This window comes from Mycolicibacterium septicum DSM 44393 (assembly GCF_000455325.1).
Lineage (GTDB): Bacteria > Actinomycetota > Actinomycetes > Mycobacteriales > Mycobacteriaceae > Mycobacterium > Mycobacterium septicum.
The window spans coordinates 110,939-127,060 of record NZ_HG322954.1; the positions used below are offsets into that span (position 1 = coordinate 110,939).

Sequence of the window (16,122 nt, forward strand, 5' to 3'; positions counted from 1 at the left end):
GACGAGATCGTTGATCAACCCACCGATCCGCGCGACATCGACCCTGGCGGCCAGGCACTTCCACCGGTCACCAAACCCGCCGCGGTCCCGTCAGCCGCGCCCATCGCCCCCGCCGACACCACCAGCATCAGCGCATCGGTCCCCGTCACCGCCGAGGAAGCCGATGTACCCGTACCCGATAGCTACCGCACGGCCACTGACTTCCCTCCCAGCACCGACACCCGAGTCCCCACCGGCGCCAAAGCCCGCGCGCGCGCCAACATCGCGGCCATCGAACTCCTCGAGGTACTGCGCACCGCGCAGCGGCCGGCCACCGCCGAGGAACAAGCCGTGCTGGCAGCCTGGTCAGGATGGGGCGCCGTGCCCGCCGTCTTCGACCCTCGCAACGACACCTTCGCCGGCGAACGGCAACGGCTGCGTGAACTGCTTACCGATACTCAGTATCGCCAGGCCGAGGCCTCTATCCTCAACGCTCACTACACCGACCCCGCCGTGGCCGCGACCATCTGGCAAGCCATGACCCAGGCCGGGTTCAGCGGCGGCCGCGTTCTCGAACCCGGCTGCGGTAGTGGAACATTCATCAACCACGCACCCGAGAACGCGGTCATGGTGGGCGTCGAAAACGACGCGATCACCGCCGCGATCGCCGCGCACCTGTACCCGTCGGCACAAATCCGTCACCAGGGATTCGAAGCCACCCGCGTCCCGGAGAACTCGTTTGCCCTGACCATCGGCAACGTGCCTTTCGGCAAATACGCCATCACCGACCCCAGCCACAACCCGCAACGCCTCTCGATTCACAATCACTTCATCGTCAAGGCACTGGCTTTGACCGCGCCCGGGGGCTACGTGGCGGTCCTGACGTCGCGCTACACCCTTGATGCCACCAAAGACACTGCCCGCCGCGCCATCGCCAACCTCGGCGACCTCATCGGCGCAGTCCGGCTGCCGTCGAAAGCATTCAGCCGCGTCGCCGGCACCGACGTGGTCACCGATCTGTTGATCCTGCGCCGCCGCGATCCCGACCAGCCCGCACCCGAGCAGCTGCCCGAATGGGTCACCACCACCGCTGCCATGCTCGACGACACCGACGAACCCACCGACGTGGTCGTTAACTCCTACTTCGCCACCCACCCCGACCGCGTACTGGGCACCATGGGGCTGGGACGAGGTCTCAACGGTTCACCCGCGCTGGCCGTGGACGGGGCCACCGGCGCGGTCCTGGCCGAACAACTCGCCGCCACACTTTCCGACATCGTCGACCGGGCACTGGACCGCGGTTACGGGCTCACTGCCCGCGCCGACGACCTCACCGTCGTTGCGCCCGAGACCTTCGACCCAGGACTGATCACCGCCGCCGACCGCGGTGAGCACACCCCGCCGTACACGCTGCGCTACAACCCCGAAACCAAAGGCATCGAGTATCGCACCCGCGACGGCTGGGCGCCCAACAACACCCCGAAGTCGCGGATGGCCGAAACCCGCGAGCTCATCGCTCTGCGTGATGTGGCCACCAGCCTCATGCTGGCCCAAAGTCAAGGCCGTCCCCACACCGAACGCGACCAACTGCGCGCGCACCTCAACACCCTCTACGACCGATATGTCAGCAAACACGGACCGATCAACCGGTTCACCTGGGTCTACCCCAAAGAAGTCACACAAGAACGCCACGACGAGAAAGTTGCCGCGCTCGAAACACGGTGGAGGGAAAAAGAAGGACAACCCGGCCTTCCGTATCGTGGCCCGGTCCCCGACGAACTGCTCGCCCAATGGGACGAAGCGGCCTGGGAGGCTCCCGCCCCCTACCGCAAACGCAGCCACCTCGACGGCGGAATACGCCACGACCCCGGCTGGGCGGTGCTCTCCTCGCTAGAAGAGTTCGACGAAGACACCGGAAAAGCCACCAAAGCACCCATCTTCTCCACCGACCAGCTCACCCCGGCCCCGGAACGTCTGCACGCCGACACACCGGAAGACGCCGTGGCCATGAGCCTGGATCGCAACCTGCGCATCGACCTCGACTACATCGCCGGACTACTCGAAGTACCCGTCGCCGACGCCCGTGACCTCATCGACGGCCTGGTCTATCCCAGCCTCGACGATCCCGACGAGCTGATCCCCGCCTCAACCGCACTGTCGGGCAACGTCCGCCGCAAACACACCAACGCCGCACTGGCCGCCGAAACCAATCCCGTCTACGCCAGCTACGCCGAGAAGCTGCGCGAGCTGATCCCACCCGATCGCACCGCCGAGGAAATCACGGTGCGCCCGGGAGCACCGTGGGTCGACGCCCGCTACCTGGCGCAGTTCGCCGAGGAAACATTCGGCGTCACCGACGTTATCGCCGAGCACCTCGGCGGCCGCTGGACCATCGACGTCGCCAAGTACAAACGCCGCGGCCGGCTCATGACCGAAACCTGGGGCCTGGACCGCGACCGCTGCGACGCGGTCAGCCTGCTCGACGCGATCTGCAACAGCCGCAGCGTCATTCTCTACACCGACGAAGGCGCTCTGGACACCGAAGGCACCTTCGCCGCACAAGGCAAGTGCGAGAAGATCACCGAGGAATTCCGCCGCTGGATTTTCAGCGACCCGCAACGCACCGAAGTCCTTGTCGCCGAATACAACCAGCGCTTCAACTCACTACGCGCCCCGCGTTACGACGGATCCAAGCTGCGGTTGCCCGGGCTGTCGAATCACTTCACGCCGCACCCCTACCAACGCAACGCAGTGGCCCGCATTATCGCCGAACCTTCCACACTGCTCGACCATGTCGTGGGCGCCGGCAAGACCGGCACCATGCTCATGGCGGCCATGGAACTGCGCCGACTCGGGCTGGTGCGCCAACCCTGGATTGTGGTGCCCAACCACATCGTCGAGCAGGTAGGCCGCGAGGCCAACCAGTGGTATCCCGCAGCCCGAGTCCTACTAGGATCCTCGGCCACGACCGCCGAAGGACGACGCCGCTTCATCGCCCAATCCGCGGCCAGCGAATGGGATCTGGTCATCATCCCGCAGTCGGCATTCACGGCCATCCGTGTCGACCCGACTGTCGTGTCCGACTACATCGCCGAACAACTCTCCGAGCTGCGCAGCCAACTTCTCGCCGCCGACTCCGACCGCACCATCAAACGCATCGAGCTGGCCATCAAGCAAACCCAAGAGCGCTTGGAACGCCTTGTCGGTCAGGACCGCAAAGACCAAGGCCTCGGATTCGAAAACAGCGGCTGCGACTACCTTTTCATCGACGAAGCCCACATGTTCAAAAACAAGCAGCGGGTCTGCAACATCGAGGAACTGTCGTGCCCGGCTTCCTCACAGCGCGCTGAGGATCTCACTCTCAAACTGCGGATCCTACGGCAGCGGCGCCGCGACGAAGCCCTGGCCGCCGGCATCCCTGAAGACAAGGTGGTCGAGCGTGTCGCCACCTTCGCCACCGGCACCCCGATCGCCAACTCGCTGGGGGAGTTGTGGGTCATGCAAAGCTACCTGCGGCCCGACCTGCTGCGCGATGCCGGAGTCGAAGACCTCGGCGACTGGGGCGCAGCGTTCACCACCACCGTCAGCACCGTCGAAGTCAACGCCACCGGCACCAAGCTCCGACCCGTCACCCGTGTCGGAAAGTTCACCAATCTCATCGAGCTGCTGGCGTTGTCCTCGGCCTACACCGACGTCGTTACCCGTGACCAGGTACCGGTGGCCTTGCCACCGCTGCTGACCGGGCAACGCCAAATCGTCAGCCTGCAGCCCGACATTCAGGTCAGCGACTTCATCAGCGACCTCGGATACCGCGCCGAACACCTCGACGCCCGCAATCCCCGACGCGACAATGTCCTCAAGATCGCCAACGACGGCAGAAACGTCTCACTCGATCCTCGCCTGGCCCACCTGCCCAAACCCGCTCACAGCCGCGCCGAAGCCGTCGCCGAGCGCATCATGGCAGTCCACACCCCGCTGGCCGACCGGGTCTACTACGACAAGGACACCGGCGCCCCCCTCCCGCGCACCGGGCCCCTACAGATCGTGTTCTGCGACCGCGGCACCCCCAGCGCCGACCGCCATCAATTCACCATCTACCAGGCCATCAAAGATGAACTGGTCGCTCGGGGGATGCCCGTTGAGGCCATCCGCTTCATTCATGAAGCCCGCAAACCCTCCGAACTGCGGGCCCTGTTCGCCGACTGCAACCGAGGCGAGGTGTCTGTCCTCATCGGAAGCACCGAGAAGATGGGCACAGGAACCAACGTCCAAGCCCGCGCCGCCGCGCTCCACCACGTCGATGTCCCTTGGCGTCCAGCCGATTTGGAGCAACGTGAGGGCCGCATCATCCGGCAGGGCAACCAAAACCTCGACGGTGTCTCGATCTTCAATTATGTCACCGAGTCCACCTACGACACCGTCATGTGGCAGAAGGTCCAAGCTAAAGCTCTGTTCATCGAGCAGATGCGCCGCAACGAAGTCGTCGACCTGGAGATCGAAGACCTCAGCGGGGGAGACATCGGCTCCGCCGCTGCCGAAACCAAGGCGATCGCCACCGGCGACCCCCGCTACCTACGCCAGGTCGAACTTGACGAGGACGTGCGCCGCCTCACCGCTCTGGAACGCTCACACAACCAGGCCGTGCGCCAACGCGACTGGCAGGTCACCCAACTCGAACGCTCCATCCCCAACCAGCGCAACAACATTGAACGTCTCGACCCCGTAGTGAAAGCGGCCGAAGACCTCACCGCCCGCGACACCCCGCCCCCGCTGAGCATCGACGGGAAGAGCTACACCGACCGAGGCAACCAGGCCGCCGCCGTCGCCGCAGCATGCCGACACGCCTACAGCCGGTTCAAAGAAGGCGCGTCAGTGTTCGAACCGGTCGGCATCACCGTCAACGGCATCGACGTCCTCGGCTCCCGCTCGCTCATGCACGACATGCTCATCCTGCGACTCAACGTGCCCTCCCGGGCCACAGAAGTGAAATCCGACGAACTATTGGCTACCGCCACACCAGGGGAATCCGGTGCTGCCAAAGCCCGCGGCCTGGTCAAACGCCTCGAAAACCTCTATACAGGCCTGCCCGCACACCAAACCAACTTGCGCGCTGAAATGCAGCGCGACCAAACCCAACTCGACGACCTCCTCGAACATCCCCCCGCACCGTTCGAGGAGTCCGCGGCGCTCGATGCCGCCAAAGCCGAGCTCGCGGCACTCACCCTCGAGCTGCGCCTGGCCGCCGACAGCCCCGAGGCCAAAGAGAAGGCCCGCGCCGCCGAGCAGCGCATGATCATGCGAGGCCGGCGCCCGGGATGGAGCCTGCTGCTCAACCCCACCCCAGCAGTGCTCGAAGAATCGGGCTGCCCGACCGCGGACGTCCTACGCCGTCGCATCGCCGCACAGGAACGCATAGCCCTGCAGAACTACCACCGCGGCCCCGACGACCCCAGCCTCGGCCACGACCTCTGAGCCAGCAACGACGCGGCCCGGCCCACCACACGACCTGAACCGCAACACAACTCGCAAGGAAACCACCCATGAGCCAACCCGCATCTCAGCTACCCACCTGCCGAGTGACCGGATGCGACGAACCCGCAGACGGACTGATCTGCCACGTCCACTTACCGATGCTGCCCCCGCCGCTGCGGAATACCATCGCCGACAGTCACACACTCGACGCTTGCCCCGCAGCCATCCTCACCGCCGCCCTTGAGCACATCGCCCACAAACAATCCAGGGCAGCGACGCGATCACCACGACCCCGCGGCAAACCCATACAGCTGGCCCTGTTCGAAGTCTGACCACCACACAGGCGCGCACTCCGTCCTCGACCTGCCACACGAATATGTTGCCTATAGTCGACATATCATGTAGACTATAGGCAACAGTGATCGCGAAGGAGACCGCCATGACCACCATCACGTACGTCGCGACCGTCGCCCTATTCGCAGGGCGACGGCAAGGCTGCACCGACGACAGCGGGGCCCCGACCGCACGCGTCCGTTTCGTCAACGACCACTACACCTACATCGGGGTCTACAACATCCCGCACGACAGGCTACGAGCCGTGACCGGATACGGCACCGACTTCTGGGAGCACATCGACACCCTGGCTCGCCGCGCCCACCGCTACATCCAAACGCTTGTCGCAGCCGGAGAACTCCAGAGCGTCACCGCCTTTCAAGAGCTGCCGCCCGAGGTGGCCGACGCGATCAACAATGACCCCGAGCTCGTCGACCTCGGCCCCACCGGGAGGGCTTACGTCCAACTGCGGGTCACCGACCTGCTGCGCTTCGGCTGACCGGAAAACATCGCCCACGACCATCAAGGCGGGGACAGCGTTTACACGGTCCCCTGATTCGAATATCTCGCGGCCGCCGAGCGCAGCTTGCCGGCCATCTCGCCCGAGAACCGCTGGGACTCATGGGTGATCTTCTGAAGCTCTCGCGCCTTCGCCTGCACGAAATCGACCGCCTCGATCTTCTCGGCCCGGGTCTGCACCTCACTGGCATCGCCAGTGTTGAGCGCCAGCAGGTCCGCACGGATCGCAGCCAGTTGCCGTTGCGTCTGAACGGCCCGTTCATGCACTGCGGCCAACAACGCGCCCACCGCCTGGTCGCCTGCACTCAACCGAGCCTGCTGCGCCGCCGCTGACTCATGCGCGACCTGCCAGGACTTGCTCGCCGCACCGTGGAATTCCGAGACGTCATCGACCGCGGCTCGCACCAGACCGTGAGAGCCGTTGAAGCCTGGACGAACGGCATCAGTGGATGGCCCCATCAGCTCATCCACCACCGCCACCAACTCGGCGATCTGGGCATCAACAAACCCCACACCGCCAGCATAAGCCGCTGTCTAACGACCGCCACCCAGTCGGCTTGCACGGTGAGCGTGGACGGGAGCTTCACGCGGGTCACCGCCACAGCCCGCACCCGGTAACGCCAGCGCCCCTCCGCCCAACCTAGTTCGAACGTATTATCGAATCCATGGGTGAGCTGCAGGCGATCGGCTACTCGGGCCAACCCACCTCAGCGGTGTTTCGCCCCGTGCGACCTGCGCAAGCGGTGCTCGTCGACCTCGTCACGTTGTTCACGCGCGAGCCGCACAAGCGTGGTCGTTACCATCCGTTCGGATTGCAGGTGAACACGACAGTGACCGGAGAGCTGACCTGCTGGGGCCTGTGCGAGCAAGGCCACTGGTGGGGATTGGTCACTTACCCGATTACCTTCGGTCCTCACAAGCGCCACGTCACCCACTGGATACCCGCATGGGTACTGCGCCCTGCCGACGGTTCCAAGCTTCCCACGCCGTAGCCGCTGTGGACTCGTTCGGTCCACCGCGCGCATGCTGCGGTCATTGGCCAGCGCCAAATACCTCCGCCCGACGCTCAGCGTTCTAAGCTCATACCGGCACGGGCATCACCTGCATCCCCTCAAACAGATGCCCGTGCCGACCACTCCTCAACCGTATCCGCCGCGCAGGGCCGCAGGAAGTTTGCCCCAGTTGTGCGACACGGTAAAACATCCCGGTTCACCGCCTGTCCAGCGATGAGCCTCAAATTCGCTACCAGAGGCCAATAGTGCGCGTGGGTGTTTCGTCTTACCTCGAGCATCCACGTGCTGATAGTCCTGAGCCCGTGACCGTCACACTTCACAGCTAACATACGGTGGTAAGACAGCACGAGGGGGGAGCGGCCCGACATGGAGCCGATGGGTAAAGTTCTGCCGATTTACTTCGTCGCCGACGAATCCGGTTCGATGCAGCCATATGTCGACGAGCTCAACCAAGGCTTGGTGTCGTTGCACGATGCGCTGCAACGTGAGTCGTTCGCTGCAGCGATGGTGCGGTTTTCGGTGATCGGGTTCGCCGAGACCGCCGAGACCTATCTGGAGCCCGAGGATCTGCGCAACCTGTCGACCATGGTGCCCCTACGTGCACGGGGCCTGACGTCCTACTGTGCTGCGTTCGATCAACTGACCTACCGGGTTTCCGTCGATGTGCCGGCCCTCAAGGATCAGGGCTACATCGTGCATCGACCGGCAGTGTTCTTCCTTACCGACGGTCTGCCCAGCCACAACGAAGACTGGCGGTCCGCCCGGGCCGGGCTGCTCGCCCAACCCGCCGCACCCAACATTGTTGCCTTCGGGATCGGCGACGCCGACGCCGCCGTAGTCCGCGAAGTCGCCACCAAGCCGCATTTCGCATACGTCGCTGCACGTGGAATCGACACCGGCACAGCGTTATCGGAGTTCATCACCTCCTTGACCCAATCGGTGATCAGTTCCGGACAGGCCTTCGCTTCCGGCTCTGCCGAGCTCCAGGTCGAAAAGCCCGAAGGCTTCACCCTCGCCGTCGACGTCGTCTAAACCGCCGGCCAGGTACAGCGACCATGCAATGGCACGGATGGCTACCCCGACGCACACCCAGCGAGCCGCCTGAGGAACACGACGGGCCGTGGACGACCGCCCCCGCCGGCGCGATCGCCATACCTCCCGTCATCATCGGAGCCCCGTCGCCGGTGATCGAACCCGCGGTGATCGCCGAAGAGTTCCGGTCGTTTCCTTTTCGGCCCGACACCGTACTCGACGGCTGGTCCACCGACTGGCTGACCGTGCGGGGAGCGTCGATGCGCGGTGCGCTGCACCGCCACAACGGCACCCCGCGCCAGGACGATTTCGCCGTGCATCGCCTCGGCGACGGCCGTGTGATTATTATCGTCGCCGACGGCGTCTCCCAAGCTCCGCAATCACACATTGGTGCCACCACCGCAACCCGTTACGCCGCGCAGTGGCTGCAAACACAGATGCCGTCCGACACCGCTGACACAGACTGGCCCGCCCTGGTCAAAAGCACCGCCTGGGCACTGAGCGAACAGATTCAAGCCCTGCTGGCCCTACCCGAACCCGACGCCGCCCGGGCCGAACAGAACCTCGCCACCACACTGGTCTGTGCGGTCGTAGAGCCCGCAGCCCTCGGGTCGGTACGCGTACATCTGCTCGGCGTCGGCGACTCAGCGGCATGGGTGCTTTCGGCAGGGGAGAAACAGTTCGTACCGGTCCTGGGCGGCAAAGATCCGTCCTCGCCGGTGACATCGTCCACTGTGGCCGGTCTGCCACGGGTACCGACCGACCTCAATCCCATGGTGCTGCACATCCAATACGGCGACGTGCTGCTTGTCGGCACCGACGGCATCGGCGACCCACTCGGCAGTGGCAAAGGCGCAGTTGGTGACCTGCTCCGGACCACACTAACCGCGCCGATCCCGCCGTCACTGCTCGAATTCGGCCGCGTCGTCGACTTCAGCCGCGAGACCTTCACTGACGACCGCACACTCGTGGCCGCCTGGCCGCTCTCGCCGGAGCATCGACCAGCATGATGGTGAGCCGGATCGAGCGCGACAAGCTTGGCGAGCTGACCAGAATCAACCGCGGCGGTCAGGGCATCGTCTACGACGCGCCTTCGGTAGCAACGAATTTCACCGGAGCGATGGTGTACAAGGAATACACCAGCCAGTCGCTGCAAACGATCGATGTCGACGTCCTCGATGCGATGCCGGCCTTCCTCGAGTCGCTGTCCGCCACCGAGGGGGAGCGGTTGATCTCTATCGCCGCCTGGCCCTGCGCGACCGTCCAAGCCCACGGAGCGCTGACCGGGTTCGTGATGCCCAAGCTGTCACCGGATTTCTTCATCAGCCTCACCACCGCCAAAGGGCCGGGCCCGGCACTGGCCGAAATGCAGCACCTGCTCAACCCGCCGGAATTCCTCGACAAACTCGGCATCGCGCTCACCGATGAACAACGTTGCCGCCTGCTACGCGAAACCGCTTCGGCGCTGGTATTTCTGCACGCCAACGGGATCTGCGTCGGCGACCTCTCGCCGAAGAACCTGCTGTTTCGGCTCGACCCACCCGCCGTGCACTTCATCGACTGCGACGCCATGCGTGTCAACGGCCGCTCGGCGCTGCCCCAAGCCGACACCCCGGCATGGTGGACTCCCGACGGGGAGGAGAAAGCCACACCCCAGTCCGACTCCTACAAACTCGGCTTACTGGCGCTGCGCCTGTTCGCCGGCGAACAACATCTCAAAGACCCGACATCGCTTCCCGACACCACACCGCGCCTGCTGCGCCAACTCATCACCGACACCCTGACGCGACCAGCACCCAAACGGCCGGCGCCTCTGGCCTGGACACACATCCTCGGCCGGGTCATCGAAGATCTGCAGCACCACCAAGACACCACCCCACACACCATCGCCGTCGCGCAGAGCGCACCGAAACCCACGGCCGCTGCAGCGCTTACGCCTCCACCGGTTATCTCGGGCAACAGCGGGGGACCACCCCCTTTGGCCACTGTGCCGAACAAACCCGCGACGAGCGGTGTGCCGATTAGCGCGGTCGTCGCCGTCGCCGCGATCACTCTGCTGATTGCCCTCGGAATAAAGGCTGTCGCAAGCCGTCAGGACAGCACTGACACCAGCTCGGCCGCGCGCACGGTGACCGCGTCGACGGTCTACGTCACACCGACTCCCACCACGGTGCCGACAACCACGACCCCCTGGTACACACCGACCACCACCACAACCACGACGTCGCCCACTCCCACCAGCGTCGAACAGCCCTATTGGGACGGCCCCTGGATCAGAAACTACTGGGAAGACCCCGTCGACTGCGACAACGGGTTGAACTACTGGGTTGTTCAACCCGGCCCGGACAGCAGCATGCACGCGCTCAAACTGGGCTGCCTACCTACAAACTGGAAGAACGCCATCACCAAGCGGTGCCAGTCCTACAAGTTCGGCCCCGGAAAGTGTGCCGTCTGGGACCACGACCGCATCCTCAGCGTCTACAAGAAACACGGAGACCTCCTGGTCATCGCAATATCCCAACACTGCCTAGACCGGGCCGGCCTCGACGACTTCCACGAAGGGCCACTCAACACCGACTGCGTTCTGACCCCGCCAGGCATGTAGCGTGCTGTCTCGTCGTTTCCCCGCGCGGTGGGCCTCGTGTGAGTCGCAGCAGGCGTTCAGGGCAGCTCTTGTCAGGTTGGGAGTGTGATCGCCAGGACCGGGTCATTCGGTCTGATCGAAAGGCGCGGCGGCGTCACCGCAACCAATTTCGCCAAGGCGCTGTCCCGGTCGTACGGGATCACGCGCTGTCCCAAGTTGATGCCGGCGTCAAAGACTAGGTTGGCGATTTGCTCGGTGAGCCTCTGATGACCAGCGTCACCGCCCTGCGGCCCGCACGACGGATACCCCGTGCCGTCGACGGGCCACGGCCACGGCGTTCCGGTCGAGTCGCGAAAGAAGGCCTGGCTTGGACCGTCGAAGGCGACCTCACTGAGCTGCCCAGTGGCTGGCACGGACTGAGCCGCTGACGCGTAGACGGTGTCGGCGGTCTTGACGACCCAGCAGTGCGGGTTGAGCGGATCCCGGTGCATCGTGCACTCGTTCGCGTCGAGAGCGTTGATTACCCGGACGATCCAGAAACCGAGTTCGTCTGCGTCGACGGCGTCCTCAAGGCGAGCTATCCACTCCACCGCCAAAGGGTTATCTGTGGACCGCGCTATCGACGTGCTGCCCCGTATCGGATTGCGATCTTCCAGGGCCTTCAGCAGCAGCTCTCGACACGCTTTCGCGACCGATTCGTCGTTGCACGGCTGATGGAGCAACAGCGCTGCCTCACTGAAAGTGAGGGCACTGTCGGGCGGGGGCGCTGGCTCTGGCGCTGCCACGGCCGCCTGGCGTAGCCCTTGGCGCGCGACGAACCCATCGTGGCCAGCATTGCGGTCGAACTGTGCGTCATGCCGCAGCTTGTGATCGAGGTATGTCACTGCTCGACCGATCACCGCCGCGACATACTCCGGGGTGTTCGGGGTTTGCAAACCGTAAAGCCGGTCGGGCGCGGTGTTTCCTGGCCATGCTCGTAGCTGTTGCACTGGCGTGCCCGGTTCCCAGGCGGCGATCGCGTTGAAGTCGCGCAAGTACTTCGACCACCAAGGCAGGTCGACCCGAAGCAGTCCCACGATGTCGAACCATGCGTAGTCGTTGAACACCAACGGATCTGCTGCGCCGGCCCTCGGCGGCTCGACCACCACGACCCTGGGCTGCTGTTGGCCATCGGGCGCCCGTTGTCCAAGTTCGTCGGGAAAGCACACGGCGGTTGCCCAAGGTAACTCGTCGAGGAGCGCCGCCGCGTGGACGGGAAGGTCGCTGTCGTTGGCAGCCGCACCGCTGTAGGCGACCGCGATCGGGCCACGACCGTCGGTCGGCTGCCATGCGTGAACCGCGAACGATCCGCGGATCTCGCCGAAAAGGAACCGTGCCGGGCCCAGAGCCGAGGTGAACGGGTACAGCCGCTCCACCTTGTCGATCAGCTCTGGTCGGTGCACCAAGATGAAGTCATAAACCTGGCCGAGTGACCAGAGCTCACAACCGAGGATCTCGTCGTGAAAAGGCGGTGACAGGCCCGGCGCTGACGCCCCGATATCAAGCAGGGGGTCCACTCCCAGGGTTTCGGCGACAGCGCCGACGCGCAGTCGAGGGACCGACCAGCGGTGGCCCGATACGCTGTCCCAGTCGCTGTACGAGTCATTCTCGCTGGTGCTCAAGACAATTGGCCTCTATCTATTCCGGAATGCGCTCAATGGCAGGACCGTTACGCGTCGTTTCGCGATCGAAAATCCATTGCCGCCGGCCGAGCCGCAGTGCCCGCAGGCCCATCACAGCCCAAAACGCTGTGGACAAAACCGCCACCAGCCGAGCTTGCCACCCGTCAGCGGCGCTCACCGTGGAAAAGGAGCCGATTGCCAGCACAACTGCGATCAGCCCTGCGAAGATCTGTCCCGCCGCCGTGTCCCTGAGTAGTGCACCGACCCGGCGGGCTCCAACCAACCCGTGCTCGAAGATGTACCCAGCGATCAAGGCCACGGCGATCAGTTCGCACACTACAAACGCGTTGATTCCCACATCCAAGGTGCTCACCGACGAAGTGGAGGCTTGCAACACAGCGACCAGCTTCGTTGTCGCCACCACAAATAGAACCAAGGTTGCCAACCCCCCGAAGGCAGCCAACCCACGAATCAGCAGCTCACACCGCCGTTCGTCGTCGAAGATCTTCATGGTCTGATTCTCCCTCGCAGGTACGACATATCGCCGCTCACAGGAACGGTCCCAGCCCAACACCACCGCCGAATGTCACTCGCGCCACACCCCTTTGCTCGGCATCGGTAAGCCTGACCGTAGCGCCGCCACAGCGCATGCGCACACCACAGGCGCCTTTGAATTTTCAGCACACGCTGAACGATGGCCTCGGAATTCAGCGCGGCACCGCCTTGCCATTTCAATGCACGCGAGGTGGGTTCGTCTAAGCGGTGGTCTCGACGCGATCGGCGTCGACCAAAAAAGCCCTATCCGTTGCTCTATTGGTCACGCGCAGGCCACCATTGGCGGCCACCACGATGTCCCAGTCCGGAGTGTTGTAAACCCCTTCTTCCAGTCGGACCACGGGCAGATGTCCGAGGTTGCCCCAGATCCACGTCAAGCTGCCGTCCCCGTCGGCTCGTACGCCAGTCGCCCTGCATCCACCCTCGGTGGGGGCGCAAGTGAAATCTGCTTCGCAGCCCACGAATTCGCGGGTAACCATCGCTCTGAAGATGCTTGCAGTCGAGATGTACACCTGCCCATGCGAGTCAGGGCTGAGAAACTTGGATGCGTTCATTTCTTTGGATTCCCCCCTCCATCACCAGGATATTTGTCACATGACGATTTGTGGCGTCTACGGCCGATAGATGTTCGCGCGGTGGTCGATTCGATGGACCCAGATGGTGTTGCTCTCATCGTCGATGCGATAGAGCACTCGGTAGGGGCCCCGCCGAGCGCTGTGCTGGCCGGTCAGTTCTCGGCCCAGCGGCTTGCCGACGCGGCGTGGTTCGCGCGCCAGGTCGCCGAAGGCGAATTCGATGACGGCACCGAGGATGCGTGGTGGCAGTTTGTCGAGGTCGCGCCGCGCCGTTGCGGTGAACCGTGTCGTGTAGTTGTCCGAGTCGGGCACGTCAGGGGGTCCGCCGCGGGATTTGGTATGCGGCTCGAATTTCGTCTTCGCCGAACGTGCGACCTTCGGCGATGTCGGCTTCGGATTCACTAACGGAGGCGACGGTGCCTGGCTGCGAGAGCCAGTGCAAAGTCTCTTGAAGCGACTCCCATTCGTCGACGCCGATGAGCACCGCCGCGGGTGCTCCGTTCTTGGTGATGGTGATCTGGTCGTGCGTTTGGGACACCGCGTCGACGTACTCGTTGATCTTGTCTTTCAGGCGTGAGATCGGCATGATTCTCATGACCCGACTATAGGCCTGTATTTCACCCTTGGCTAGGCCTGAATAAAGGCCGATAATTTATCTTATGTCAGGTTAAAGTCTCCGTTTTCATCAGATGAATCATTTCCGGCCCGATCGCCCCGATTGGCATGGGCGCCGTCATTCCGGGGATTCCAGGCGAAAGTCGTTGGCCCACTGAAGTTGTGGGTCAACACGACGGGCCTGCTACGCCGGTAGTTGCGCGGGGTCGCCTCGACGCGCTGATAAAAGCCTCCTGGAAGCGATGGCTCTACCTGCACCGATGTGGTAATGATTCATTAGATGATTCAATGATGCATCAGATGAGACAGCCTGGAGGCCGGTTTGCCTGTCGATAAGAGCGGTCGCGTGTACCTCGTCGGCTCGGTCCCCCTGCTGCATCCCGAGGTCCAAACCGTCGACGAGATGCTGGATGGGTGGCGCAACCAGCAACTATGTCGAAACCTCGATCACGACACGATCGCCGGTCGGATCGCACTCGTCCGCCGCTTCATCGCCGACACCAACGAGTTCCCTTGGTCGTGGACGCCGGCCATCGTCGAGGAGTTTTTCGGTGACCTCCGCAGCATCAAGGCTGTCAAGCAGTCCACCGTGCGGGGCTACCAGAACGGGCTGCGGTTGTTCTGCTCCTATATTGCCGATCCTGACTATGGCTGGGACCGGGTGTGCGAACAGCGCTTTGGTACGCACCCCGCGCAGGTGTTCTTTGCCTGGAACACCGCAACGCACGTCCAGGACAATGAGCAGTCCCCCGAGAAGCGGCCGTTCACCAAGCAGGAGCTGCAGATTTTCTTCGACCACGCCGATGATCAGGTCACGCTGATCGCCAACTCGAACAGGAAGGGGTGGCTGCCGGCCTACCGGGATTCGGTGATGTTCAAGGTCGCCTACTCCTATGGGCTGCGCTTCAACGAGCTGCGCCACCTGCAGACTGTCGACTTCTCCCGCAATCCCCATGCCGCGGAGTTCGGCCGTTACGGCGCGGTCCTGGTCCGCTACGGCAAGGCCAAGAAGGGTTCGCCGCCCAAGCGTCGCACCGTGCTGACAGTCTTCGATTGGACGCCGGAGATCATCGCCGACTGGCTGGCTCACGGCCAGCCCTACATCGACGACAGCATCGATCTGTTCCCTAGTGAGCGGGGCTCACTGGTCGCCGAGAACACCCTGCTGCGCCGGTTTCGGCGCTACTGCAAAGATCTCGGCCTGGCCGAGGGCCTGGATCTGCATTCGTTTCGCCGCTCCTACATCACCCACCTCATCGAGGACGGCTGGGACGCCAAGTTCGTCCAGGACCAGGCCGGCCACGAATTCGCCAGCACCACATCGCTGTACACCAGTGTTGGCAGCGACTTTCGGACCCGCACCCTGCGCCGCGTGCTCGACCAGACCATCAAGGATGCGCTCTCGCTGGGAGAGGAAACCTCATGAAACGCGAAGTCGACTACAGCTGGCGACTGGCCGAGCTCATGGCCGCTCATGGCATGCACAACAGCACCGACCTGATCCCCCGGCTCGCCGAGCGTGGGATACAGCTGTCCCGGCCCCAGGTGTACCGCGTCGTTCATCAACGGCCCGAACGTGTCTCACTGCAGCTGATGGCGGCGTTGTGCGACATCCTGGGCTGCGGCGTCGAAGACCTGGTCACAGTAACCGCCACCGACGTCCGCCGCCGCAAGACCGCCTCGGGCACGACCCCGCCCGCGCCGAACGTCGTCGAACTCAACAAATCGGTCCGACCACGGCGCGCCCGAGTCATCACCGATGACCATTGACCCAAAGCCCCGCT

The 16,122-nt window shown here is 63.9% G+C and carries 14 protein-coding genes; 8 read left to right on the forward strand and 6 right to left on the reverse strand.

Going from position 1 to position 16,122, the window contains the following annotated elements; all coding sequences use genetic code 11:
* The first annotated feature begins 330 nt into the window (after positions 1–330).
* Both TX88_RS31920 and TX88_RS31925 read left to right on the forward strand, forming a co-directional pair.
* Positions 331–5,451: a helicase-like domain-containing protein gene (locus tag TX88_RS31920; RefSeq protein ID WP_244438729.1), complete on the forward strand. Its 5,121-nt coding sequence runs from the start codon at positions 331–333 to the stop codon at positions 5,449–5,451.
* Positions 5,452–5,890: 439 nt separating this feature from the next.
* On the forward strand, positions 5,891–6,283 hold the full coding sequence (locus TX88_RS31925) for a hypothetical protein (RefSeq protein ID WP_074415848.1): 393 nt from the start codon (positions 5,891–5,893) through the stop codon (positions 6,281–6,283).
* Between the two features lie 41 nt (positions 6,284–6,324).
* Here TX88_RS31925 and TX88_RS31930 read toward each other — a convergent pair whose 3' ends face one another.
* Positions 6,325–6,774 carry a hypothetical protein gene (locus TX88_RS31930; protein WP_162563251.1) on the reverse strand — a complete coding sequence of 150 codons (450 nt, stop codon included), beginning with the start codon at positions 6,772–6,774 and terminating at the stop codon, positions 6,325–6,327.
* 194 nt (positions 6,775–6,968) lie between these two features.
* On the opposite strand from TX88_RS31930, the gene TX88_RS31935 reads away from it, so the two are divergent.
* The 4 genes from TX88_RS31935 (at position 6,969) to TX88_RS34770 (ending at position 10,953) form a co-directional block, all read left to right on the forward strand.
* Entirely contained in the window at positions 6,969–7,295 is a 327-nt protein-coding gene (locus TX88_RS31935; RefSeq protein ID WP_044524612.1) for a hypothetical protein, read from the forward strand.
* Between the two features lie 396 nt (positions 7,296–7,691).
* Positions 7,692–8,348 (forward strand): vWA domain-containing protein, encoded by a 657-nt coding sequence (locus TX88_RS31940; protein ID WP_044524881.1) that lies wholly within the window; start codon positions 7,692–7,694, stop codon positions 8,346–8,348.
* A 23-nt stretch (positions 8,349–8,371) separates the two neighbouring features.
* Entirely contained in the window at positions 8,372–9,358 is a 987-nt protein-coding gene (locus TX88_RS31945; RefSeq protein ID WP_044524613.1) for a protein phosphatase 2C domain-containing protein, read from the forward strand.
* Entirely contained in the window at positions 9,355–10,953 is a 1,599-nt protein-coding gene (locus tag TX88_RS34770; protein ID WP_044524616.1) for a hypothetical protein, read from the forward strand. Before TX88_RS31945 ends, TX88_RS34770 begins: the two co-directional genes overlap by 4 nt.
* Positions 10,954–11,024: 71 nt before the next feature.
* Here the strand turns inward: TX88_RS34770 and TX88_RS31955 are convergent, their stop codons facing one another.
* The 5 genes from TX88_RS31955 to TX88_RS31975 all read right to left on the reverse strand — a co-directional run bounded on the left by TX88_RS31955 (position 11,025) and on the right by TX88_RS31975 (position 14,318).
* Positions 11,025–12,347, reverse strand: coding sequence for a hypothetical protein (locus TX88_RS31955; protein ID WP_131821433.1), 1,323 nt, complete (start codon positions 12,345–12,347; stop codon positions 11,025–11,027).
* Between the two features lie 262 nt (positions 12,348–12,609).
* Positions 12,610–13,104 carry a hypothetical protein gene (locus tag TX88_RS31960; RefSeq protein WP_044524621.1) on the reverse strand — a complete coding sequence of 165 codons (495 nt, stop codon included), beginning with the start codon at positions 13,102–13,104 and terminating at the stop codon, positions 12,610–12,612.
* A 244-nt stretch (positions 13,105–13,348) separates the two neighbouring features.
* Complete coding sequence (locus TX88_RS34440; protein WP_162563252.1) at positions 13,349–13,525, reverse strand: hypothetical protein; 177 nt, start codon at positions 13,523–13,525, stop codon at positions 13,349–13,351.
* 234 nt (positions 13,526–13,759) lie between these two features.
* Positions 13,760–14,035 (reverse strand): type II toxin-antitoxin system RelE family toxin, encoded by a 276-nt coding sequence (locus TX88_RS31970; protein WP_044524623.1) that lies wholly within the window; start codon positions 14,033–14,035, stop codon positions 13,760–13,762.
* A gap of 1 nt (position 14,036) precedes the next feature.
* Positions 14,037–14,318 (reverse strand): type II toxin-antitoxin system Phd/YefM family antitoxin, encoded by a 282-nt coding sequence (locus TX88_RS31975; protein WP_044524625.1) that lies wholly within the window; start codon positions 14,316–14,318, stop codon positions 14,037–14,039.
* 342 nt (positions 14,319–14,660) lie between these two features.
* Between TX88_RS31975 and TX88_RS31980 the strand changes: the two genes are divergently transcribed.
* The gene (locus tag TX88_RS31980; protein ID WP_033725362.1) at positions 14,661–15,764 is read left to right on the forward strand and encodes a tyrosine-type recombinase/integrase; all 1,104 of its coding nucleotides are present in this window, start codon (positions 14,661–14,663) and stop codon (positions 15,762–15,764) included.
* Positions 15,761–16,108: a helix-turn-helix domain-containing protein gene (locus tag TX88_RS31985; protein ID WP_033725363.1), complete on the forward strand. Its 348-nt coding sequence runs from the start codon at positions 15,761–15,763 to the stop codon at positions 16,106–16,108. The genes TX88_RS31980 and TX88_RS31985 overlap by 4 nt, the downstream gene beginning before the upstream one ends.
* Positions 16,109–16,122: the final 14 nt, after the last annotated feature.